The organism is Bacillus paranthracis (genome assembly GCF_024296885.1).
Classification (GTDB): domain Bacteria; phylum Bacillota; class Bacilli; order Bacillales; family Bacillaceae_G; genus Bacillus_A; species Bacillus_A paranthracis.
This window is the reverse complement of record NZ_CP101135.1, coordinates 3335415-3357695: the sequence shown is the minus strand read 5'-3', so window position 1 is coordinate 3357695 and position 22281 is coordinate 3335415. Positions and strand designations below refer to the sequence as shown.

Genomic DNA, 22281 nt, shown 5'->3' with positions numbered 1-22281 from the left:
AAATGAAGGAAGGGATTGGGAAGTTATGAATAAAACAATTTTAAAAACATGTATCATATCAGCAGTTTTAGGTGGAAGTCTACTAAGTGAAACGACTGGAGAGGTGAAAGCAGAAGTAGTTACACCAAACACGAATCATACTGGGGTATTCAAAGATGTTCCAAAGGGGCACTGGGCATATGAGGCGATTCAGCAATTAACAGGCGAGAAAATCATTTTCGGCTATGATGATGGAAGATTTGGTTTTGGAGATAACGTGACACGTGAACAAGTTGCAGCTTTACTATATCGTTATTTTAATTTGGCAGAAGACAAAAATTATGAGAACCCATATGGGGACATAAGTAAAGAGTCGACAAGCTATATAAAGGAAATCTTGTCTTTAACAGAAATGGGCGTTTTTAAGGGTGACGAGCATGGGAACTTTAGACCAAAGGCTTCCTTAACGCGTGCAGAAATGGCACAAGTTCTTACAAATACTTTTCATTTAAAGGCAAAGAGTAATCATACTTTTAATGACGTTTCAACGAACTCATGGGCAAACAATGCAATTAGTGCTGTTCAAACAAATAATATTGCAAAAGGAGTAGGCGGAGGGAATTTTGCTCCAAATATGGATGTGACGCGTGAACAGTATGCACAATTTTTATACAATGCAATACAAGAAACTGAGCAAACTCAAGAAACAAAAGGGCAACTATTAGCTAGCATACTTGGTGAAACAAACTGGCAAGGGACAAAAGTCTATGACAAAGATCATAATGATGTAACGAAAGAAAATCAAAATTTCATCGGGCTTGCAAAGTATGATGCTAAAACGGCAAGGTATGAATTTTTTAATGCAAGTACAGGAGAGAGTCGTAATGATAGCGGTACCTTTTTTATAACGAATGATGGAAAGAAAAGAGTACTAATTTCTGAGACGCAAAATTATCAAGCAGTTGTTGAATTGACGCAATTAGATAAGGAGAAATTTACATATAAAAGAATGGGGAAAGATACAAAAGGGAACGATGTAGAGGTGTTTGTTGAACATATTCCGTACCATGAAAAAGAACTTTCTTTCACGCGGCCTGATAAAAATTTAGAAAGTTCGACAGGTAAAATAGTTAAAGATGTTGATGGAGATGAAATTTTATCTAGTACACTATGGAACGGAACGGTGGTATTAGACGACCAAGGTAATGATGTAACAAAATATAACTCAAACTTAATCAGTCTAGCAAAATACGATAAAAATACAAATAAATACGAGTTTTTCAATGTGAATACAGGAGAAAGTCGTGGAGACTACGGTTTCTTTGATGTTGTACATGGTAATAAAATAAGAGCTCACGTTTCGTTAGGAAATAATAAATACGGTGCAGTTCTTGAACTTACAGAATTAAATAAAGAGAAATTTACGTATACAAGAATGGGGAAAGATGCGAATGGAAAAGATATAAAAATCTTTGTTGAGCATGAACCGTATACAGGTGATCTAAAACCAAATTTCACAAAGTAAGCCTTTACTGTAGCAAAGGCATTATGTTAGAAAATGTTAGTAAGGAAAAGCTTAAGGGTTGGGTAATTAAAATAGTTATTTATAGACAAATAGATGCCTTGAGGCATCTATTTGTCGTTTTAAAATGATTTTTTATGGGTGCAATTTCTCTTTTCTCAAATCTAGTAACTTACTACTTGCACAACCATACATTTTCGTTTTTTTATTTATTTTCTTTATATTCATTAACTTTCTTTTTTACATTACCAACAGTATCTTTAGCAGTGCCTTTTACCTTATCCCATTTTCCTTCAGCTTGTAATTTCTTATTGTCAGTTACTTTCCCGACAACTTCTTTTACTTCGCCTTTTACTTTATCAATAGCACCTTCTACTTTTTCTTTTAAACCATGATCATGTTTAGTCATACATTTCTCCTCCTTGTAGTTTGATTAGAATGCTCTTTTCATATTGCAAGTTGAATGATGTATCTAGCAATAGCGTAACAGATTTAGTTTGAATATTCAAATGATTAATAGAGTTGAAAAGGAATTGTCATAAAGTGTATAAAGTTGTAATGAGAAGAGAAAGAATGTTAATTATATGTTTTTGGCGGTCCAGATTGATTTTGTATAAGCGATCTTCATATGGGCACGTTCCATATTATTTTGACTGCTGCTACCGAATCTTGCTTGTCCGACTATTAAATGACAATTGGATTCAATAGCTGTCTCAATTCGTTTTTGAATTAATGCAGTGTGACAACCTTTACGCTGAAATTCTGGCAAAGTAGCAGAAGCAGCTAATGATGCGACACCCTTATTTTTATATACAGGACACCAATGCCCGCAGGAATGTTTTGAACTTCAGCTATGAAAAAATGCCATCCTGGTTTATTGTAAAGAATTTCGTTATTTTGGCGCACGCCATCTTTTGTAAAGGATGGCATGTTAAAACCACATACATATATGTCAGCAAAAATATCAAACTCATTTTCTTTTAGTTTACGTACTGAAATGTTAGAAGGAAGAAGAGATGGATCTTCTTTCGGTTTACTATATAAAGCGGTATGGAAGCTAGATTGGTAAAATCCTTTTTGAGATAAGTATTGAAATAGTTCAGCTGTACCTTGCGCTGGTGTAATTTCAAAACGGCAAGGAATTTGTAGTGAGTGATAATAAGAGATAATCGCATCTATCTCATCTGCATTTATAAATGTAACGCCTTTTACTGTGTTAAAAGCAGGACCAGTAATTACTTTTGATGAAAAGGCAGTGGCACTCCCGAACTTTTTCATTTGTACTTGCATTGGATTTCCACTTATTGCTTGTAGTAGCGCTAATCTAGAAGAAAGCATATGTATTTCTGCGTTTTCAATTTCATTTGCTGTATTAAGTGTCACAATAGTACTCATAAAATTCCCCCGTCATTAAATATATTTCATAGTACATATACGCTTTATGTTCTAAGATTCCTGTTGAAATGTAAGAGAATTAGAAGTTTTTTGGAAGGGAAATGGAAGTGGATTGTCGAAGGGAGTAGAAACAGATTAAAGGTGGTGCTCTCATGAAACAGAAAAATGTGCAGACATGCTCTAATTGTGGTTCTCAAAATATAGGAGAAGGTGAGTTTGTCGGTTATGCACAAATACGGAAAAAGGAGACGATGTTCACATCTTCACCAGTAGATGCTTATATTTGTACAGATTGCGGGAATGTCCTTTTATTAAAAGTACGACATTATGAAAAGTTTAAGCAGAAGCCGTTATGATTATTAAAAAGTGTTTTTATTAGGGAAGTTAATAGGAGAAATATTTTACATATATATGAATACGCCTTATATAAAGAGATGACAACATATACTGTGTGGGATGCTTATTAATCGTTGCACAACGTACAAAAATGTATAGAAGAAATTGTGAATTAGTATGAGAAAGAAAAATTAGCTCATCTTAGAATATTTCATATCGAAAACTCCTTTATAAATAAAGGAGTTTTTTTATTTTTTATAACAATAATTACCTTTTATTGTTATAATTGGTTATCGAGGTGGGGTGTTTTATAAACGCTATAATCATAGAAGAAAACTAGCTAAATCGTATACAAAACCGCTATATAACATAATCGCAACCGTAAGTTGACAAAGTGCAACCGCAGGAAGATAGAGATAAGGGCTATGTTTACATACAATTTAGTTAAGAAAACGAAGGGGGACACACATATGGGATTTGGTGAAAAGCTGTTTAAATTAAGAAAGGAAAAAGGCCTTTCTCAAGAAGCGTTAGCTGAGAAATTAAACACGACAAGGCAAGCAGTTAGTAAATGGGAAAATGGTCAAGGGTTTCCTGAAACTGAAAAATTAATAATGATTGGAAATGTATTCGAAGTATCTCTTGATTACTTATTAAAAGAAAATGCTGAACAAAGTAACGAAAAGGAAAATGGTTATTACGTAAGCAAGGAAATGGCAGAAGGGTATATAGTGTATGGAGAAAAAATTTCTAAATATATTGCGTTAGGATTTAGTTTGCTCATTTTATCTACAATACCATATTTATTATTTAAAGAAGATGTAACAATGTCTACGTTTCTTGTCATTATCATTGCTGTCTTTGGAATTGGAGCAATGATGGTACCTGTAACGATAGAAGAGAGTCGATACAATGTATTAAAAAAAGAAGAATTATTATTTGATCAAAACTTTCTAAAACAATTCACAAAAAGATATGCGATTATTAAGAAAAAGTATGCTGCAGTAATGATCGTTGGATTTTGTTTTATAGCTGCAGGCGCAATCCCGTTTTTGTTTGAGAAAAAGCATATCACTTCAGGGGAATTAGTGCAGTATTACCCTTACTGTGTTGTACTTATTGCTATCGGAGTTTATCTTTTTGTTCGTGTGTTAGGAGTATTAGAGGCGTATCGAATTTTAGTAGAAAATAAAGAATATAGTAATCGTCTTATTTTTAAACTGAAAAAGAAAGTGAGAGAAAAGGTGGATAATTTTTAATAGGAGAAAACATATTTTTATTAAAAGTTAAGATAGGAGTGTAATGATGTCAAATCTTCTAGAAATTGAAAATCTAAGTAAATCATTTGGAAATAAAGTTGTTTTAAGAGATGTTTCTTTCAATGTGCCGTCTGGATCAATTGTTGGATTCATTGGTAACAATGGAGCTGGGAAATCAACAACCTTTAAAACAGTATTACAATTAATTTCTAAAGATAATGGTACAGTAAAAATATTTGGTAAAGAAAATATAAATAAAGATGCCAAGATTAAGGAAAAGATAGGAGTCGTATTTGATGCTATGAATCTCCCGGTTCATCTTACAATAAAACAACTAAATAAAGTTTTTGAAAAGATGTTTGAATCTTGGGATGGAGAAAATTTTTACCGATTAGTTCATTCTTTCTCTTTACCTACTTATGAAAAAGTAGGTAGGTTTTCCCGTGGAATGTCGATGAAACTATCTATAGCTGTTGCATTGTCACATAATGCTAAATTATTAATTCTAGATGAAGCGACGGGAGGTCTTGATCCTTCATCTAGGGAGCAGGTATTAGAGGAATTAAAAGGTTTTGTGAATAAAAGTAATGGTGGTATATTACTCTCTTCACATATTATGAGTGATGTAGAAAAAATAGCTAGTCACCTTATTGTGATAAAAGATGGAGAAATTTTATTAAATGAAGAAAAGGATAAGGTTTTGGACAATTATGCCATTGTAGATGTTGATGAGGAACAACTAACTTTAGTTAACAAAGATATAGTTGTGGTGAAAAGGAATAATGGCTCTTATTTCAATGTACTTGTATCAGATGTGCATAAACTACCAAATGGGATTGCTCATAGAACCATTTCAATAGAAGAAATGAGTGTCTTATTAACGAGGAGTGAAAAATAAATGAGAGGTTTATTATTGACAAACTATTATCTAGTGTATCGAACTTTCTTTACGTTCATGGGAATAGCGATATTAGGATCGGGATTTGTTTTTTATTTTGGTAATGCTTCAATGTACCGTTTAATTGCTACATTCATTATCTTATTTGCTGCAATTCCTGCACTTGAAGTTATTAAATATGAGAGTAAGTCGGGTTATGAAAAATATGTACTTACTTTACCGGTTACTAGAAATAACATTGTGCAAAGTCACTACCTTTTCTATTTTATAGTTGTAATTATTGGTACTTTATTATCGTATAGCATATTTTACGTACATGCTTCAGTTTCAGGTACGCCAATTGATGATGGTATATTTAAGAGTGTTTCTTTAGGGACGTTCATCATCCTTAATGCCGGAGCAATAGCCTACCCACTTCTCTATGTTTTTGGAGCAGAAAAATCTGATGCTATTACAATTGGAGGCGCATGCGGGGGACTTGTTACTTATTTTGGATTACAAAGTGTAATTGGCTATCTAATAGAACAATTTCCAATATTAAATTTAAATTCATCTTTATACGTTTCAATTCTATATACAATATTTGGCGTTATCATATATATCTTTTCTTTTGTTATTTCGGTATTTATATATCGTAAGAAGGAATTTTAGTATATCTTCTCTTAGTATTTTCTGAATTATTTCCAAAGGAATAATTCAGAAAATACAGAAAAATGTCGTGATTATTTGTAGAAGTCTGTTATAATAAACAAAATGAAAACGCTTTAAAGGGGGATGTAACCAATATGATGATGAATGTACCGCTAACAATTAGTTCTATGATGGAAAGAGCAGAAAAATTGTTTTCAAAGAAAGAAATTGTTTCACGGACACATGATACAGTTACGACGTTAACGTATAAGCAGTTAGGTGAAAGGACGAGAAGGCTTTCCAGTGCGTTAAAAAAATTAGGAATTAAAGAAGGCGAGCGTATAGGAACGTTAGCGTGGAATCATCATCGACATGTGGAAGCGTATTTTGCTATTCCTGGTATTGCTTCCGTTTTACATACAATTAATATTCGTTTATCTCCTCAACATATTTCATACATTATTCAGCACGCAGAAGATCGAATTCTACTTATTGATGAAGATCTCGTACCACTTGTTGAAAAAATTCAATCTGAATTATCAACTGTACAAGCTTACATTATTATGACTGATAAAGATGAAATTCCAAATACTACGCTAGAACCTGTATATCATTATGAAAAGCTATTAGAAGAAGGCGATCCAACTTTCCAATTCGTTAAAGATATTGATGAAAATACACCTGCTGGTATGTGTTATACGTCAGCGACTACAGGAAATCCAAAAGGTGTTGTATATACGCATCGTAGTACTGTATTGCATTGTATGGCACTCGGTTTAGCAGATACAGCTGCATTATCGGAAAGTGATGCGGCAATGGCGATTGTACCGATGTTCCATGTGAATGCTTGGGGACTTCCTTTCGCTGCTACTTGGTTTGGATCAAAACAAGTTCTTCCAGGACCGATGTTTACGCCGAAAATTTTATTAGAAATGATCCAATCTGAAAAAGTGACGTTAGCTGCCGGTGTGCCGACAATTTGGCTTGGTGTATTACAAGAGTTAGAAAATAATAGTTATGATTTATCTAGTATGACGAGAATACTATGTGGTGGTGCAGCCGCACCGAAAAGTGTTATTAAAGCATTTGAACAGAAACACAATGTTCCTTTCATCCATGCATATGGTATGACCGAAACAAGCCCACTCGTAACACTTGCACGTTTAAAAAGTTATGAAACAGAATTATCGTATGAAGAGCAATTAGAAATTAGATCAAAGCAAGGGTATCTTGTCCCTGGTGTAGAAATGAAAGTAGTCGGTACAAATGGTGAAGTGAAGTGGGATAGTACGGAGATGGGAGAACTATGTTTACGAGCGCCATGGATCGCTGAAAGCTATTATAACGATGATCGTACTGTTGAAGGCTTTCGCGATGGATGGTTATATACTGGTGATGTTGTCACAGTGGACGAGGAAGGCTGCGTAAAAATTGTTGACCGTACGAAAGATGTGATTAAAAGCGGAGGCGAGTGGATTTCTTCAGTAGACCTTGAAAATGCTTTAATGGCACATGATGCTATATTTGAAGCGGCTGTCGTTGCTGTTCCTCATCCGCAGTGGCAAGAGCGACCAGTTGCCTGTGTCGTTCAAAAGAAAAATAGTACAGTAACAAAAGAAGAAATATATGAGTTTTTAAAACCACAGTTTGCAAAGTGGTGGTTACCAGACGATATTGTGTTTATGGAAGAAATACCGAAAACATCTGTTGGGAAGTTTTTAAAACAGGCGCTTCGGAAAGAACTCGAGCATTTGCATAAAGAGAAATAATGGAATTTATATTTGTAAACCTAATTTAAAAATAAGTTGACAAATACTAGATAGAAAGATAATATAACTCCTATAATATGTTACCTAAAAAAAAATTTGAGTTTACAAATAGGAGAAGCAAATATGAATACAAAAAACTTAGTTTTCGTCGCTTTATTTAGTTCTATTATGGGAGTGTTAGGGTTAATACCTCCAATTGCTCTTTCTATTACACCAGTTCCAATTACATTACAATCACTCGGTGTTATGCTTGCTGGTGGACTGTTAGGATCACGTCTTGGTGCATTAAGTCAGCTTGTTTTCTTACTTATTGTAGGAGTAGGAGCACCATTACTTGCTGGTGGACGCGGTGGCCTTAGTGTATTTGTTGGACCAAGTGCAGGATATTTATTTGGTTATATCGTTGGAGCGTTTGTCATTGGCTATTTAATTGAGCGTTTACGTGAAGTTTCTATTATAAAAGTATTATGTATTAATATAATTGGTGGTATTTTCGTAGTTTATGTATTTGGTATCCTTGTGCAAGCTTTCGTAATGGATATTTCTGTATGGGAAACGATGAAAGTGAGTGTTGTGTTTTTACCAGGTGATTGCATAAAAGCGATTATAGCAGCAGTTCTTGTAACGAAATTACACCGTTCATTGAAATATATTATTACGCCTGCTCTAAAGAGAAGCAAATATACAAATGCGGGATAAGAAAGAGAAGAAACACGTTCGTTGCGTGTTTCTTTTTATTATTTTGGAAAGAAAGGACGTCTCATATGGGTATTACAAAAGAATATAAAAAGCATGCCTCTTTACAACCAAATAAAATAGCAATTAAGGAAAATGATAGAGTTTTAACATATGAAGATTGGTACGAGTCAGTATGTAAAGTAGCGAATTGGTTGCACGCAACAGAATCGAAGAGTAAAAGAGTAGCAATTGTATTAGAAAATCGTATGGAGTTTTTACAACTATTTGCAGGTGCCGCTATGGCCGGATGGGTTTGTGTGCCATTAGATATAAAATGGAAAAAGGATGAGCTAAAGGAAAGACTAGCAATCAGTAATTCAGATATGATTATTGCGGAACGATATAAATTAAATGATATTTCCGATGAAGAAGGAAGAATAATTGAAATTGATAAATGGAAACAAATAATAGAGAACTATCTTCCTACAGAGCACATTGTAGAAAGTTTACAAGATGCTCCTTTTTATATGGGATTTACATCAGGATCAACAGGAAAGGCAAAGGCATTTTTACGTGCGCAACAATCGTGGGTTCATAGTTTTAATTGTAATATACATGACTTTCATATGAAAAAAGAAGACTCTATTTTAATAGCTGGAACGCTCGTTCACTCTCTTTTCTTATACGGTGCAATAAGTGCATTATATATAGGACAAACCGTACATATTATGAGGAATTTTATTCCAAATCAAGTGTTAGATAAGTTAGAAACTGAAAATATTTCGGTCATGTATACCGTACCAACAATGCTGGAATCTTTATATAAAGAAAATAGAGTGATAGAAAATGAAATGAAAATAATTTCGTCAGGAGCGAAGTGGGAAGCTGAAGCGAAAGAAAAAATAAAGAGTATATTTCCTTATGCGAAAAGATATGAATTTTACGGTGCATCGGAACTGAGTTTTGTAACAGCATTAGTTGATGAAGAGAGCGAAAGAAGGCCAAATTCAGTAGGGAAACCTTGTCACAATGTGCAAGTTCGAGTATGTAATGAGGCAGGAAAAGAAGTACAGAAAGGAGAGATAGGAACTGTTTATGTGAAAAGTGATCAGTTTTTTATGGGATACATAATAGATGGGGTTTTAGCACGGGAGTTGAATGCAGATGGCTGGATGACAGTGCGAGATGTAGGTTATGAAGATGAAGAAGGATTTATTTATATTGTCGGTAGAGAGAAGAATATGATTTTATTTGGAGGAATTAATATTTTCCCAGAAGAAATAGAAAGCGTATTACATGAACATCCAGCTGTTGATGAAATAGTTGTAATTGGTGTGGAAGATAGTTACTGGGGTGAAAAACCTGTCGCCATCGTAAAAGGAAGTGCTACGAAGCAACAATTAAAAAGTTTTTGCTTACAACGATTATCCTCTTTTAAAATACCGAAAGAATGGTATTTCGTTGATGAAATACCGTATACAAATAGCGGAAAAATCGCTCGTATGGCAGCAAAAAGTATAATTGAAAACCGGGAGAAGATATATGAATAGAGCGGTTATTGTAGAGGCGAAAAGAACTCCTATCGGTAAGAAGAATGGGATGTTAAAAAACTATGAAGTTCAGCAATTAGCAACGCCACTTCTTACATTTTTAAGTAAAGGAATGGAGAGAGAAATAGATGATGTCATATTAGGGAATGTTGTTGGGCCAGGAGGGAATGTTGCGAGATTATCTGCTTTAGAAGCAGGGCTTAGTCATCATATTCCGGGTGTAACGATTGACCGACAATGTGGTGCCGGATTGGAAGCGATTCGCACCGCATGTCATTTTATTCAAGGCGGAGCAGGTAATTGTTATATTGCAGGAGGAGTAGAGAGTACAAGTACGTCACCTTTTCAAAATAGAGCACGATTCTCACCAGAAACAATAGGCGATCCTAATATGGGAGTAGCAGCTGAATATGTTGCAGAACGTTATAACATCACGAGAGAAATGCAAGACGAGTATGCTTGCCTCAGCTACAAACGAACACTGCAAGCGTTAGAAAAAGGATATATACATGATGAAATATTGTCTTTTAATGGATTGTTAGATGAGTCTATAAAGCCAGAAATGAATTATGAACGAATGATTAAAAGAACTAAACCCGCATTTCTACAAAATGGTACAGTAACGGCAGGGAATTCATGTGGTGTAAACGACGGGGCGTGTGCAGTTCTTGTAATGGAAGAGCGGCAAGCTCGAAAATTAGGATACAAGCCTATTCTTCGTTTTGTTTGTAGTGCTGTAGTTGGAGTAGATCCCAACCTTCCGGGGACTGGTCCAATATTTGCGGTGAACAAATTACTAAACGAAATGAATATGAAAGTAGAGGATATCGATTATTTTGAAATAAATGAAGCATTTGCTTCAAAAGTTGTAGCTTGTGCAAAGACGTTACAAATTCCGTACGAGAAATTAAATGTAAATGGTGGTGCAATTGCGCTCGGTCATCCGTACGGTGCATCTGGAGCTATGCTTGTAACACGTTTGTTTTATCAAGCGCAAAGAGAGCATATGAAGTATGGAATTACGACGTTAGGAATAGGGGGCGGGATAGGGCTTGCTTTATTATTTGAGAAAGTAGAAGATTAGCGAGGTATTAACTGTACTATGATTAATAGGGGATAATTAGTTCAATATATGAGTTAATATCCGCTCTTAGTAACTATAAAACAAACAAATATTATTCTATATTTTGGGGTTACCTGAGGTTGAATTTGTAAGCTTGATCCTCAGATTATTGGTATAATGTATTGACACTCCCACGGCTAAAGCCGCAAGCTGACTAACGTCAGTGGGATTCTTGCTACCAAAGGCGACGTCTATTTCTAGTATCGCTGACGTGCAAGATTGCGGTGTGCCATCACCACTCCGTATCCAGTGCATCTAGCAGATACGGCACTCGTTCTATTACCAAACGAGTCAGATTGTGAGTTCTCAAATGTGTTTTAGCGTCTTGTACTTGACGACTCAATACATTTTACGGAGCAGAAGAATTTGTTACTCCAACCTCATATGTATTCTGTTTTCAGAGAACAAGATTGTTTTAGAGACTTTTACTTGTCTGTTATGAAAATTATACCATTTCAAATACTTGATGTACAGAACATACTTTCGGTGTTTTGTCTGTACATCGCATTTGACCTCACTATCATCCCACCCCTAAAGGGGGTACTATCGCACCGTAGTGGGCTTTCCTATTCGGAAAATCTGTAATATGGGTGGGAGATGGAAAAGCTGATATTAGTAAATTGAGCATAAAAATTTCATATGCATCCAGATAAGTATTAATAACATTTCTCTCTCTGAACATAAAACTATACACATATTATGCTAGATAATATAGGCGTTATTCTTATTATATTGCTCTAAAATAATCAAACCAGTTTATTTGAAGAAAGGAATGGGAATATGAACATTGGTGAACGGATTCGACAAATACGTATACATAAAGAATTCACGCAAGGGGAAGTAGTATCAGGGGTATGTTCTATAACTTATTTAAGTAGAATTGAAAATGGACAAATTAAACCTTCAAATTCTGTTTTAAAAAAAATCGCTAAAAATCTAGATATTGATTACAACTTTCTTGTAGGTGCAGATTATGAGGATATTGAAGCTAAGATTCTTGAAATATGTAATAGGTATAAAAATGATAATGTTATAAACTCTAAAGACTTATCATCTTTAGAGTTATATGTTCGCGATACAGACTCTATTCTCTTATTATTAAAGGCCTATGGTGTTCTAATATACTACCATTCTCGAAATAATAACTTATTACATGTAGCAACGATTGTAAATGAGGCTTCGCAAGTACTTCCAAATCAAGTAGCCTCCCTGTATACTCAAGACTTTATATATTATTTAATGGCTCGAGGTTATTATTTTTCTAATAAACAAGACTATATGACTGCAAATGAAATTTATATGCAGACAGAGAGTTTACTTGGTCTAGATGAAACTAGGCTACACGCTGATATATATTATAATCTAAGTCTAACAAATCAAAGTCTTTATAAAGATCAAACGATTAGTCGTTTGTATGCTAAAAAAGCCTACAGATTGTATGAAAAATTAAATGTAGAAAATCAAGTAATAAACATTCTTATAATCATTGCACTACAATATCAAAAAGATAATCTACCCGAGAAAGCTCTTGAATCTTTAAAACAAGCAGAAATTAAAGCAGAGGTTAGTGCTAATCCCATGTATTTACCTTTGATTGCATATAATTATGGGAAAATATATCAAGGATTAAAAGATTACACCAATTCTATTAAATACTATGAAAAAAGTTTACAGACTAGCAATCTCTATCCAGATCAAGCTCAAAAAATATACGCAGTAAGAAACTTAATAGAAATTTATATAGAATCTAAAGACTGGAAAATTGTTAATAAACTGATGGATGATGCATTAGAAATGTTATCAATTTCTGATATGCCACACGCATATGTTGAAATATATGGACTGAAGGGGAAAATATCCAAATTAAGGGGCGATAATCATGGATATGAGAAAAATATGCAAAAAGCTATTGAAAGGGGTCTAGAAAAAAAGCAATACCCTCTAGTTCGTGAACTCGCTACTGAACTAGGAAACTATTTTTATGATAATCGCGCTTATAAAATGTCAGCAAAGTACTTGAAAATATCTAGTCAACTCCCCACTTAAGCTACGCTTAAGTGGGTTTTTTTATGTATTGATCTAATAGGGAATTAACACTAGTAAAACTACTATGTTTATAACGCTCCCATTCAAGTACATTACTTTCGTCAAATATCTAGTTAGGGGAGTAAATCCTTCTGAAATTTCCAAAAAGGTAAAATATCAAGTTTAAAACAATTGATAATTCGCTAAAATTTTAATGGAATTTTACTAATTGTTATTAACATAAATGAACATGTATATTTTAAGTACAGAAACTCAAACAGCAAGGAGGGAGTTATTCTGATGCAAGAGAAAAAATGATCTACAAATATGATAGACAATATAAATTATCATTTGAATTAGAGTAAAGGTTATAATCAATATTTTAAAATCCTTTCAAATGAACGTGAAGTATTGCCATATCATGTTTATAAACACTCATAGCGGAAACATACATCACAAAAAGTATGGATGAAAAAGACAGTATTTAAGCAAATGCAAATGAGATGAACAAAAAAATTGATGGCACTGAAGATACAATGCAGCATACTTTACTTAATAAATAAGAAAGAGGGATACATATGAAAAGCAACGAAACGGGAACTAAGCGAAAAGTAGTAAGATATACGGGTGGAATTGCAATACTTTTATTATTGATATCCTTTATATATCAATGGAAAAATGGTTTAGAGGTTGATACTACTGAAAACTTCAGTCTGGCATTAGTTGTTGCCATTTTCCTTTCTAGTTTTATTCCTGAAAGAAAAAGAGATAGTTAAATAATTGAATAGGCAATTGGGATCTATTTCTCAATTGCCTATTTATGCAAATATAAATTCAAACTAAGAGATAAATGCTTAATATCGGTGATTACATACTTGAATAACAACTAATTTCTATTCAATATTTAATTATCTTTTAAAGTTTTTTAGATTTAGGCCTTGATAGTAGTGCTACTAGTTTTCTACTCTTTGAGGAATATAAGCGTTGCTACCAGGCTTTGCTTTTATTTCATTCCAAGCAGCGATAGCATCAGCTTTTGATTTCCCTTTGTTATTTGGATCTTCGAAAAAGTCGCGAGTAAAGCGATTGTATTCAAACTGCGGGCTGATAGTTGTTTTATAAGTAGGATCTTTTTTTCGTTCGTTCTCTTCATACCAAAACGTTATCGCGTCTTCATATGTTTTGCCAACATTCTCTTTAAAAAACTTTTGAAGAGCTACTGTAAAGCGGAAGTTTGCTCCAATTTTTTCTTTGAAAAAAGCACGAACATCTTCGCTACAGCGGTGATTGTTAGTAATAATTGTTTGAAGAGAAAGGTCTTTATAAGAGAGGGAAGCTTTACTCACCTTTTGAACAGAGTTGTTTTTTAATATTTTACCAGTATGTAAATAATGGGAGATACGCTCGGTTATTTCAATCTTAGAGCCACTAGCTGGCAAACCATGCTCACGACAAAATGTTTGGAGTTCTGCTTTTAACCAATAATAGTTTTGGAAATCTTCAAGTGATATAAACTTTGTTAAAGGTGGACGCATGAATGTAACAACTTCTTTCTTCCATAATTTTCTTTAATTATAAAACATACGTTCTTTTTGTGGAAGGATTAATTTGTAAATATAACGGGAAGAGGAGATTACATATGGAAAATGTAATGCAAGTTCGTGTAACCGGAATTTTAATTGAAGATGAAAAGGTATTGCTAGTAAAGCAAAAAGTGGCTAATCGAAATTGGTCTTTACCTGGGGGAAGGGTAGAGAATAGTGAAACGTTAGAAGTAGCGATGATTCGAGAAATGAGAGAAGAAACAGGGTTAGAAGTTAAAATTAAGAAGCTACTCTATGTTTGTGATAAACCAGATGTTAGGCCATCTTTATTACATATTACGTTTCTGCTTGAAAGGATTGAGGGAGAAATTACGCTACCTTCTAATGAGTTTGATCATAATCCAATTCATGATGTGCAAATGGTACCGATTAACGAATTAAGTCATTATGGTTTTTCGGAAACTTTTATAAAATTGGTAAATGAAGGGTTTGCAAATGCAGGGAGTTATCAAGGCTTGAAACAAAATGTAGGCCTGTAAATATAGTTGAAGGATAGCCGTTAGCTATCCTTCATAAACATGTTTTACACTGCTGACTGTAAAGAAGAAACAAGTTGATTTAAAAACTCATCCCCAGTCATAACCGCTTTTCCGCCGCCGCGCGCACTCTTTTTATTTCCGCCGCCTTTTCCTTCGATTGTAGGAAGTGCCTTTTTTAACAGAGCATTCATATCGAGCGTGACTGTTTTTCCGCAAGCAAGGATGCATTGTAGTTTGTCATCATTTTCAATGACAAAGTATGTAATGGCGTGCTCTTGTTGTTCTGTAATAATAGCAGAAAGCTTTGAGACTTCTTGCATAGAACGATTTGTAAACATTTTAGAAATAAGTATGCCAGCATGTATTTCGGTAGGGTGTTGAAGTAGTTCGTTTGCCTCTGCATATAATAATTTTTCAGTCATTGTTTGTATTGTTTTTTCGTTTTCTTTTTGAGAAGTAAGCAGTTGTGCTACTTTTGCTGGAATATCACTTTCGCTACTGTTTAATTGTTTGGAAACATCCTTCATAATTTGTTGCTGTTGCCCCACAAGTTTTAGTGTGCGCCAGCCAGCGATAAACGTTAGTCGTATGCCACCTTTATTGCGTTCCCAGCTAAGAACTTGAATAGGACCTACTTCACCAGTACGTTTCGGGTGTGTTCCGCCACAGCCGTTATAATCAAAGTTTTCGATCATAACAACGCGTATATTTTCAATCATAGTCGGTTCTTTACGAAGGGGTAACGTTTTTGCTGCTTCTAAGTTCATCCACTCTATACGGATTGGATGGTTTTCAAAAACTATATTGTTTGCAATTTGTACTGCTTTTTCAACTGTTTCTGTATGCAGATTTTCTGTTTCTAAATCAATTGTTACTATTTCTCTACCAAGATGGAACCCAATCGTAGGTATGTTAAAATGATCCCAAAAAGCAGCAGATAAAATGTGTTGAGCCGCATGTTGCTGCATATGATCAAAACGACGCTCCCAATTAATTTTACCTTCTACTTCTTCTGTATGTAATTGTTCTGTAATGAAGTGGCGGATTTCTTCATCGACTTCTTCAACATCGAGTACAGCAATACCATTTAAAGTTCCAGTGTCATGGGGCTGCCCGCCACCTGTCGGATAAAATGCCGTTTCGTTTAAAACAACGTATAAGTTACCGTCTTTATCATAATTTTGCTTTATAACTTTTGTAGTAAAGTCTTGTTTATAAGCGTCAGTGTAATATAATTTTTGCTCCAATTTTCTTTCCCCTTTCGTGTTCACTAGTTTCATTGTAAAGCAATCGAAATTAGTTTCCTAATATTTCAGAAGAAAGAAACTTTTTTTAGAATTTTCTTGCTATAATAAGAAAAAGAAAATGCGGGGGTGGAATGAATATGTTATATGAAAACGGCGTAGATAAACTGCTTAGTTTAAGCAAAAATATTTCTGAATTGTATCGAGAATTAAATGAAATGACCCGGATTTTAACGGATTGTAATCGAGAAAGTGTGAAGTTTGATCGGTTATATGTAAAAGAGGTACTGTGGAAGAAAGAAGATGTACTAGAGAAATATGACCAGCTGCTTGTGCAACTTTGTATAAATGAATGCTTTGATCTAAAAGGTGTCATTACAGGGGAATATAAGTATACATATGAAGAAGTAGAAAACATCGTTTTACAATTTAATGAAAAGTATAATGTCGCAATTTTAATTAAAGATGTTTGTAAAGAATTACAGTTTACATATGGCATAGATATGGATATAACGAGAACAACGCGGGTATCAACAGCTCAAGTATAAAAAGGGTACAGATTATATCTACCTATACCCCATCTATTCCTCATTTATCAAATGAGGAATTACAGGAAAAAATAAATGATGCACTTCAAGGGTTACTTTACTATCAATTAATTGAAAAATGGCAAGTAGAGGTTTTTGATATGGAGATCTTTGAAGAAACATATACATTATCCGATAACGGTTATAAGCTCTTAAAGTACTGGCAAGGTAATATGTTCTTCTTTGCCCCTGAGCGTCTTGATAATCACGGTAAATATGTTCACCTACGTTATTGGCATGATATAGACTTACTCTGTCACCTGCGTTATGCTCCATCTTTTTTAGGGCATATTATGCATCCATCAATTAGTAAGGGGGTTTTTACCCCTCCTTTAAGTTTTGCAGTGCAAGCTGGAGTAAATCAAGAGTTTAATTTCGTTGTATATTCCACCTTATTAACAGATAAAAGGGAACGCTTGAAAAGAATTATTGCTAGATGGAAAGATTTCGTGGAATCAGGTAGTGATATTCTCATGAAGGATTTGGGGAATAACCCTACTATCCTAGTTATTTATGTTTCTACCGTTAAGCAAGCACAGCGTATTAATCATGAACTATTATTAGACTTAATTCCTGGTAGAGTTTTATTATGTATAGGAGAGACCTTACACATACAAGAATTACAGCATGCATTTTATCAGCCCCTTGCAGAAGGGGAGATTAAACAATTAAATACAAAGCTATTCGAAACACACTAAGCCACCCTTACAAGCTATTGCTTTCTTGTAAGGGTGGCTTGTTTATCTTTATTCAAAGAGATAATGGTATAGATAATAATAAAAATCTATACTTTACACACCAGGAAGCGCTTGCAGGTAATGATAATCATTATCAATTAAATTTATCCTGAACAAAGCTAACACATGTTAATATTTAATTGTTAGAAAAAACAAACAAATGGAGGCATGTGAAATGAAATTTAGAAGTAAATTATTTCAGTTTCTTTTAGTTTCAGGTTTAGCAATTTTAACATTTTTTTCTCCAATAATTAGTCAGGCAGAAGTACAACCAGTTCAGTCTAACGACATAGTAATTGAAGTTAACCACCCAATAAAACATATTGAATATTTTAGTGTTGAGTCTAATGGAAACACCAAAAAAATCGATAAAAGTACGTATGACGCAGCAAAAATAGTTAAAGAGGCAAATGAATTACACAAACAATCTCCGGAATCTATTACTCCAAAGAATACAGACATACTCCAAATAGGTAAACAAACAGTAGTTCCTAACCAGAAACAAGATAATAAAACAAAACAGTTTAAAACAGCTCAACAAGAAAGTGTTCTAGCTCTTGAATACTCAACAACATTTAATGAATTTACTCAAAGCATTGATCTTAGCATAAAAATTACGGACATTATCGGACAAGCCCCTATAGTTGTATTATCCAATCTTAGCTTATACGCAGGAGATATCTATGATGATGCTTATTATCGACAAGGCTACTTAGAAGTAGATTGGCAAGGTTCCCAAATACATCCTGGACAGATTGCACAAAAATCATTTAAAGTTAATTCTACAAAGTGGTGGGCAACAAACCATAACACTACAGCGGGATGGGTAGGCAGTTATCCTCAAACAAGTTCTGAGCAATATGACCCAACCTTAGCTAATAAGAAAGCAGTAATGTATCCTATCATTTATAATGGACATAGTAAACAGTATATGCCAATCCCAAAAAGAGCAAACTTACCAAAAGCAGATAACCCTGTGGATTGGGATTCTTATAAGAGAGCCGCTTATATAGCTCAATACATCGATACTTATGGTAACCCAGGATGGGACTGGTCTGAAGCAGATATACACCATATAATTCCTAGAGCATATGGAGGTAATAATTCCTTTGATAATTTATTCCCTCTACCACGTCAAATTCATCAACAGATTGTAAACCCATGGTGGTCTGCCTACTAAAATTTAAAGTTAGGTGAATAATATGCAAAACACTATCATTCTTAAAAGTTTAGATTCCTTAAAACAAAGATTAAGTAAAGCAAACAATAAATTAAATTTACAAAATGAACAAGGAAATACTAGTACAGTAACTTGTTCATTTAATTCACCAGTAGAACAAAGAGAAATTAAATCATTCGAAAATAATACTGAATGGACATTACCTATAGATTATAAAATCTTTTTACAACAACACAATGGAGCTCGCATCTTTGAAATGTTATTGGAAGGGGATATAAATATAGGTGGTGGTATAAGCATATTTTCTCTCAATGAAATAGAAGTCACACATAGTAACCTACAACTACCAAAAGACGTGTATCCAATTGCACATGTGCATGAAAATTATTTAGTAGTTGATAACAGTAAAGCTAGAAGTAATAGCCCAGATTATTTGTTGTTAGGAGATGATATATTAGACTTACATCCCCTCCATTCTAATTTTGAAATTTTTTTAGACCGGTATATTGTATCTCAGGGATCTAGTTTCTGGCGATGGAATATGTACACAGCAGCAGAGTATTATAAAATAAATACAACTGAAAACTGAGTTTAGTAATCCCAGAATAAATAATTCAATTAATTTTAATGGCATTTATAATCAAAAAGATTTTCTTTTAAGTATCTTTTCTTAAAAGAAAATCTTTTTTGTAAAGTTTAAGGGGGGAGAAATACTTAAAATTAAAATGATGAAGTTAATTATCCTGTATCTTCCTCTATACAAATTACCAATTTTACGAAATAGTATTTTTTGATACCTTTTCACGAAAACAATATATAAGGATATGGATGATTGTGTGGAAGAATATATATGAAAGGGGATAATATCAGAAACCTTTGCTTTCTTTTTTTATGTAAGAACAGGGAGAGTAGGTTTTTAAGATGAAGGGGAAGTTGCAAAAAATTCATCCGTTAGGAATAACAATTATAATAGGGACTTTATTTGCGAGGTTTGCCACGTCAATGAGTATTCCTTTTTTAGCAATTTATTTAACGACTGTGAAAGGTGTATCAGCAGGAATGACGGGTGCTATTATCGGAATGAGTGCACTTGTTGGGGTGTTTGCTAGTTTTATTGGAGGGAATTTATCGGATCGGTTCGGCCGAAATACGATTATAATATGGTCCATGATCGCTTGGGTGTTTGTACTTATAGATAGTATAGCTGTCTCACATTTAAAAGGAACCTATTTTGGAGCAATGGGGTTTTCGGGAATTGGAACAGTAATTGGTCCGTGGTTTGGGGGAGTACTCCTCGATTACTACGGGTACCAAAATGGATTTAGTGTCTTTTCAGCGCTAGCTATATTTTCAACTGTAGCATTTCCTGTACTTTTAGTTACAAAAGGTTTATTGAAAAAAAGATATGACAGAAATTCTAATATGGAAGTACATGCGAAATAAAATAAGCCCCAGTCAACGACTGGGGCTTATTTTTGTATTTATTTTAATTCTCAATTTGAAAAAGAACTTTCTTTTCATGTTTATTAGCTACTTCGTTTTTGGAAATATGAATGGCTAAATATCCATTCTCTAAGCAGGCTAGCATCTTTTTATAAATAATATTATCGGGTAAAGGAATGATCCTCTGCAAAGAAATATTTTTATGAAGTATGCAAATGTTTAGGCCTGTCTTCATCTTTTTAATGACTACATTTTGTTCTGTCACATTTGGTACATCTGTTTCCAAAATGTATTCTTGTTCCGTTTCACAAAGGTCAATATGAATTTGATTTGGGAAACTAAAGTTGCTACAAGAATCAGAACAAAACTGATCCATCCATTCTTCGAAACCATCAACATGAAAAAGACAATCCTTCTTTTTCTTGCCCATGTAAGACACCCTCCGTAAAATCTCAATTCATACTATGTTATGCATGAATGAAGTAGGGGTGAAGAATAAATGGAAAAATATAAACATTGTATGTGGAAAAGGTAGCTAGTGTGCATTTTTTGTTTTACATATCATGATGTGCATGATGTTTTTGACGTGAATGATTACGGTTTTTTACTTTATGAGATCCGCTTAATGGTTCGGGTTGTCCTTTTTTTTCTTTCGCTTCACGATTGTTTTTGCTCATTGTTTGTGACACCTCCTCTTTCTTTTTAGAATGAGAGAAGTTTGCAAATTTATACGAGAATGTTTTTAGAAAAAAAGGTAAAGATAAGTGGGACTAACTATTATGGAAAGGGGATTGTATAATGCCATATCATAAAGATAAGCAACAAGCTTTTCAAGCGGCGCAGCAAGGCGTTACACAAGCAGAAAATGCATTTAACAACATTGTGAAAAATGATCCAAACTACGGTCATGATTTAAAAGAATTACGCCAAGAGGTTCAGGAAGCATATGAACAAATTCAAAATGCACTAGAGGTAGCTTCAGAAACACAACGTCCACAACTTGAGCAATATGAAAGTAATCTCCAAAACATTATGCGAAATGTAGATCAATTAGAAAAGTAAATGAGATTGTTGGTGTTCGACAATCTCTTACTTTAATGAATATTATGCTAAAACAGAAAGTTTTTTTAGTAATTTTTTCTTTACTATGCGCAGTACATATATTTCAAGTGGAAAAAGTGGAAGCGAAAATGTTGCTCAGAAAAGAGCTAGAACCAACTGGCTATGTAACGTGGGAAGTACCTAATAATGAAAAGATTATTGCCATTACATTTGATGATGGACCAGATCCAACTTATACAACACAAGTTTTACATTTATTACGTCAATATAAAGCGGAAGCGACATTTTTTATGATCGGATTTCGAGTGCAGCGCAATCCATATTTAGTAAAACAAGTGTTGAAAGAGGGACATGAAATTGGAAATCATACGATGAATCATTTATATGCGAATAGTTCATCAGATGAAAAATTAAAAAAAGATATTTTAGATGGAAAGAAATATTTTGAGAAATGGGTAAAAGAACCTTTGTTATTCCGTCCACCTGGTGGATATATTAACGATGCTGTATTTAAAACAGCGAAAGAAGCTGGGTATCAAACTGTACTATGGTCATGGCACCAAGACCCACGTGATTGGGCAAATCCAGGTGTTGAATCCATTGTAAATCATGTAGTGAAACATGCTAAAAGTGGAGATATTGTATTGTTACATGATGGAGGAAATGATCGTAGTCAAACAGTAGCAGCGCTAGCAAAAATTTTACCGGAGCTTCAAAAGCAAGGCTATCGATTTGTAAAGGTTTCGGAATTGTTACGTTATAAACATTAGAAAAAATCCCA

24 protein-coding genes and 1 pseudogene are annotated in these 22281 nt (G+C 33.9%); 19 read left to right on the top strand and 6 right to left on the bottom strand.

All coding sequences use genetic code 11. The annotated features are described in order from the left end of the window. The first annotated feature begins 25 nt into the window (after window positions 1-25). Window positions 26-1504 carry a DUF4822 domain-containing protein gene (locus NLJ82_RS17215; protein ID WP_012644540.1) on the top strand — a complete coding sequence of 493 codons (1479 nt, stop codon included), beginning with the start codon at window positions 26-28 and terminating at the stop codon, window positions 1502-1504. A 202-nt stretch (window positions 1505-1706) separates the two neighbouring features. Here the strand turns inward: NLJ82_RS17215 and NLJ82_RS17210 are convergent, their stop codons facing one another. Next, window positions 1707-1910 carry a CsbD family protein gene (locus NLJ82_RS17210; RefSeq protein WP_000160412.1) on the bottom strand — a complete coding sequence of 68 codons (204 nt, stop codon included), beginning with the start codon at window positions 1908-1910 and terminating at the stop codon, window positions 1707-1709. Between the two features lie 171 nt (window positions 1911-2081). Next, window positions 2082-2896, bottom strand: a pseudogene (locus tag NLJ82_RS17205) (GNAT family N-acetyltransferase). Between the two features lie 152 nt (window positions 2897-3048). Here NLJ82_RS17205 and NLJ82_RS17200 point away from each other — a divergent pair. The 10 genes from NLJ82_RS17200 (at window position 3049) to NLJ82_RS17155 (ending at window position 13940) form a co-directional block, all read left to right on the top strand. Then, window positions 3049-3252 carry a hypothetical protein gene (locus NLJ82_RS17200; RefSeq protein WP_000810865.1) on the top strand — a complete coding sequence of 68 codons (204 nt, stop codon included), beginning with the start codon at window positions 3049-3051 and terminating at the stop codon, window positions 3250-3252. 450 nt (window positions 3253-3702) lie between these two features. Further along, entirely contained in the window at window positions 3703-4491 is a 789-nt protein-coding gene (locus NLJ82_RS17195) for a helix-turn-helix domain-containing protein (RefSeq protein WP_000505600.1), read from the top strand. A 46-nt stretch (window positions 4492-4537) separates the two neighbouring features. Beyond that, on the top strand, window positions 4538-5389 hold the full coding sequence (locus tag NLJ82_RS17190) for an ABC transporter ATP-binding protein (RefSeq protein WP_000067341.1): 852 nt from the start codon (window positions 4538-4540) through the stop codon (window positions 5387-5389). After that, entirely contained in the window at window positions 5390-6040 is a 651-nt protein-coding gene (locus NLJ82_RS17185; protein ID WP_001214699.1) for an ABC-2 transporter permease, read from the top strand. 134 nt (window positions 6041-6174) lie between these two features. After that, entirely contained in the window at window positions 6175-7788 is a 1614-nt protein-coding gene (locus NLJ82_RS17180; protein ID WP_000980190.1) for a long-chain fatty acid--CoA ligase, read from the top strand. Window positions 7789-7911: 123 nt separating this feature from the next. Then, window positions 7912-8487 (top strand): biotin transporter BioY, encoded by a 576-nt coding sequence (locus tag NLJ82_RS17175; RefSeq protein ID WP_001093343.1) that lies wholly within the window; start codon window positions 7912-7914, stop codon window positions 8485-8487. A 65-nt stretch (window positions 8488-8552) separates the two neighbouring features. Beyond that, a complete protein-coding gene (locus NLJ82_RS17170; RefSeq protein WP_088296466.1) occupies window positions 8553-10016 on the top strand; it encodes an acyl-CoA synthetase in 1464 nt (487 codons plus the stop codon). Further along, a complete protein-coding gene (locus NLJ82_RS17165) occupies window positions 10009-11100 on the top strand; it encodes an acetyl-CoA C-acyltransferase (protein ID WP_001078018.1) in 1092 nt (363 codons plus the stop codon). The genes NLJ82_RS17170 and NLJ82_RS17165 overlap by 8 nt, the downstream gene beginning before the upstream one ends. An 819-nt stretch (window positions 11101-11919) precedes the next feature. Next, complete coding sequence (locus tag NLJ82_RS17160) at window positions 11920-13185, top strand: helix-turn-helix domain-containing protein (protein WP_001020463.1); 1266 nt, start codon at window positions 11920-11922, stop codon at window positions 13183-13185. 557 nt (window positions 13186-13742) lie between these two features. Continuing rightward, complete coding sequence (locus NLJ82_RS17155; RefSeq protein WP_000840055.1) at window positions 13743-13940, top strand: hypothetical protein; 198 nt, start codon at window positions 13743-13745, stop codon at window positions 13938-13940. Between the two features lie 177 nt (window positions 13941-14117). Here the strand turns inward: NLJ82_RS17155 and NLJ82_RS17150 are convergent, their stop codons facing one another. Then, a complete protein-coding gene (locus NLJ82_RS17150) occupies window positions 14118-14699 on the bottom strand; it encodes a DUF6434 domain-containing protein (RefSeq protein ID WP_001247723.1) in 582 nt (193 codons plus the stop codon). Window positions 14700-14803: 104 nt separating this feature from the next. Here NLJ82_RS17150 and NLJ82_RS17145 point away from each other — a divergent pair, with 104 nt between their 5' ends. Continuing rightward, on the top strand, window positions 14804-15247 hold the full coding sequence (locus NLJ82_RS17145) for an NUDIX hydrolase (protein WP_000432577.1): 444 nt from the start codon (window positions 14804-14806) through the stop codon (window positions 15245-15247). A 44-nt stretch (window positions 15248-15291) separates the two neighbouring features. Here NLJ82_RS17145 and NLJ82_RS17140 read toward each other — a convergent pair whose 3' ends face one another. After that, a complete protein-coding gene (locus NLJ82_RS17140; protein ID WP_000435906.1) occupies window positions 15292-16494 on the bottom strand; it encodes a serine-tRNA(Ala) deacylase AlaX in 1203 nt (400 codons plus the stop codon). 137 nt (window positions 16495-16631) lie between these two features. Between NLJ82_RS17140 and NLJ82_RS17135 the strand changes: the two genes are divergently transcribed. The 5 genes from NLJ82_RS17135 (at window position 16632) to NLJ82_RS17115 (ending at window position 20438) form a co-directional block, all read left to right on the top strand. Beyond that, window positions 16632-17039 (top strand): hypothetical protein, encoded by a 408-nt coding sequence (locus tag NLJ82_RS17135; protein WP_000965143.1) that lies wholly within the window; start codon window positions 16632-16634, stop codon window positions 17037-17039. A gap of 11 nt (window positions 17040-17050) precedes the next feature. Further along, window positions 17051-17776: a hypothetical protein gene (locus tag NLJ82_RS17130; RefSeq protein WP_372465498.1), complete on the top strand. Its 726-nt coding sequence runs from the start codon at window positions 17051-17053 to the stop codon at window positions 17774-17776. A 214-nt stretch (window positions 17777-17990) separates the two neighbouring features. Then, complete coding sequence (locus NLJ82_RS17125; protein WP_000672225.1) at window positions 17991-18995, top strand: HNH endonuclease signature motif containing protein; 1005 nt, start codon at window positions 17991-17993, stop codon at window positions 18993-18995. Between the two features lie 22 nt (window positions 18996-19017). After that, on the top strand, window positions 19018-19584 hold the full coding sequence (locus tag NLJ82_RS17120; protein ID WP_001181681.1) for an SMI1/KNR4 family protein: 567 nt from the start codon (window positions 19018-19020) through the stop codon (window positions 19582-19584). Between the two features lie 332 nt (window positions 19585-19916). Continuing rightward, window positions 19917-20438, top strand: a complete 522-nt coding sequence (locus NLJ82_RS17115; protein ID WP_000676815.1) for an MFS transporter — start codon at window positions 19917-19919, stop codon at window positions 20436-20438. Window positions 20439-20481: 43 nt separating this feature from the next. Here NLJ82_RS17115 and NLJ82_RS17110 read toward each other — a convergent pair whose 3' ends face one another. Next, complete coding sequence (locus NLJ82_RS17110) at window positions 20482-20868, bottom strand: Hsp20/alpha crystallin family protein (protein WP_000516746.1); 387 nt, start codon at window positions 20866-20868, stop codon at window positions 20482-20484. Window positions 20869-20992: 124 nt separating this feature from the next. After that, window positions 20993-21115, bottom strand: a complete 123-nt coding sequence (locus NLJ82_RS17105) for a small acid-soluble spore protein P (protein WP_000042141.1) — start codon at window positions 21113-21115, stop codon at window positions 20993-20995. Between the two features lie 121 nt (window positions 21116-21236). On the opposite strand from NLJ82_RS17105, the gene NLJ82_RS17100 reads away from it, so the two are divergent. Together NLJ82_RS17100 and pdaB are read left to right on the top strand one after the other, a co-directional pair. Then, a complete protein-coding gene (locus NLJ82_RS17100; RefSeq protein ID WP_001146297.1) occupies window positions 21237-21500 on the top strand; it encodes a hypothetical protein in 264 nt (87 codons plus the stop codon). A 44-nt stretch (window positions 21501-21544) separates the two neighbouring features. After that, window positions 21545-22270, top strand: a complete 726-nt coding sequence (gene pdaB, locus NLJ82_RS17095) for a polysaccharide deacetylase family sporulation protein PdaB (protein ID WP_140418911.1) — start codon at window positions 21545-21547, stop codon at window positions 22268-22270. Window positions 22271-22281: the final 11 nt, after the last annotated feature.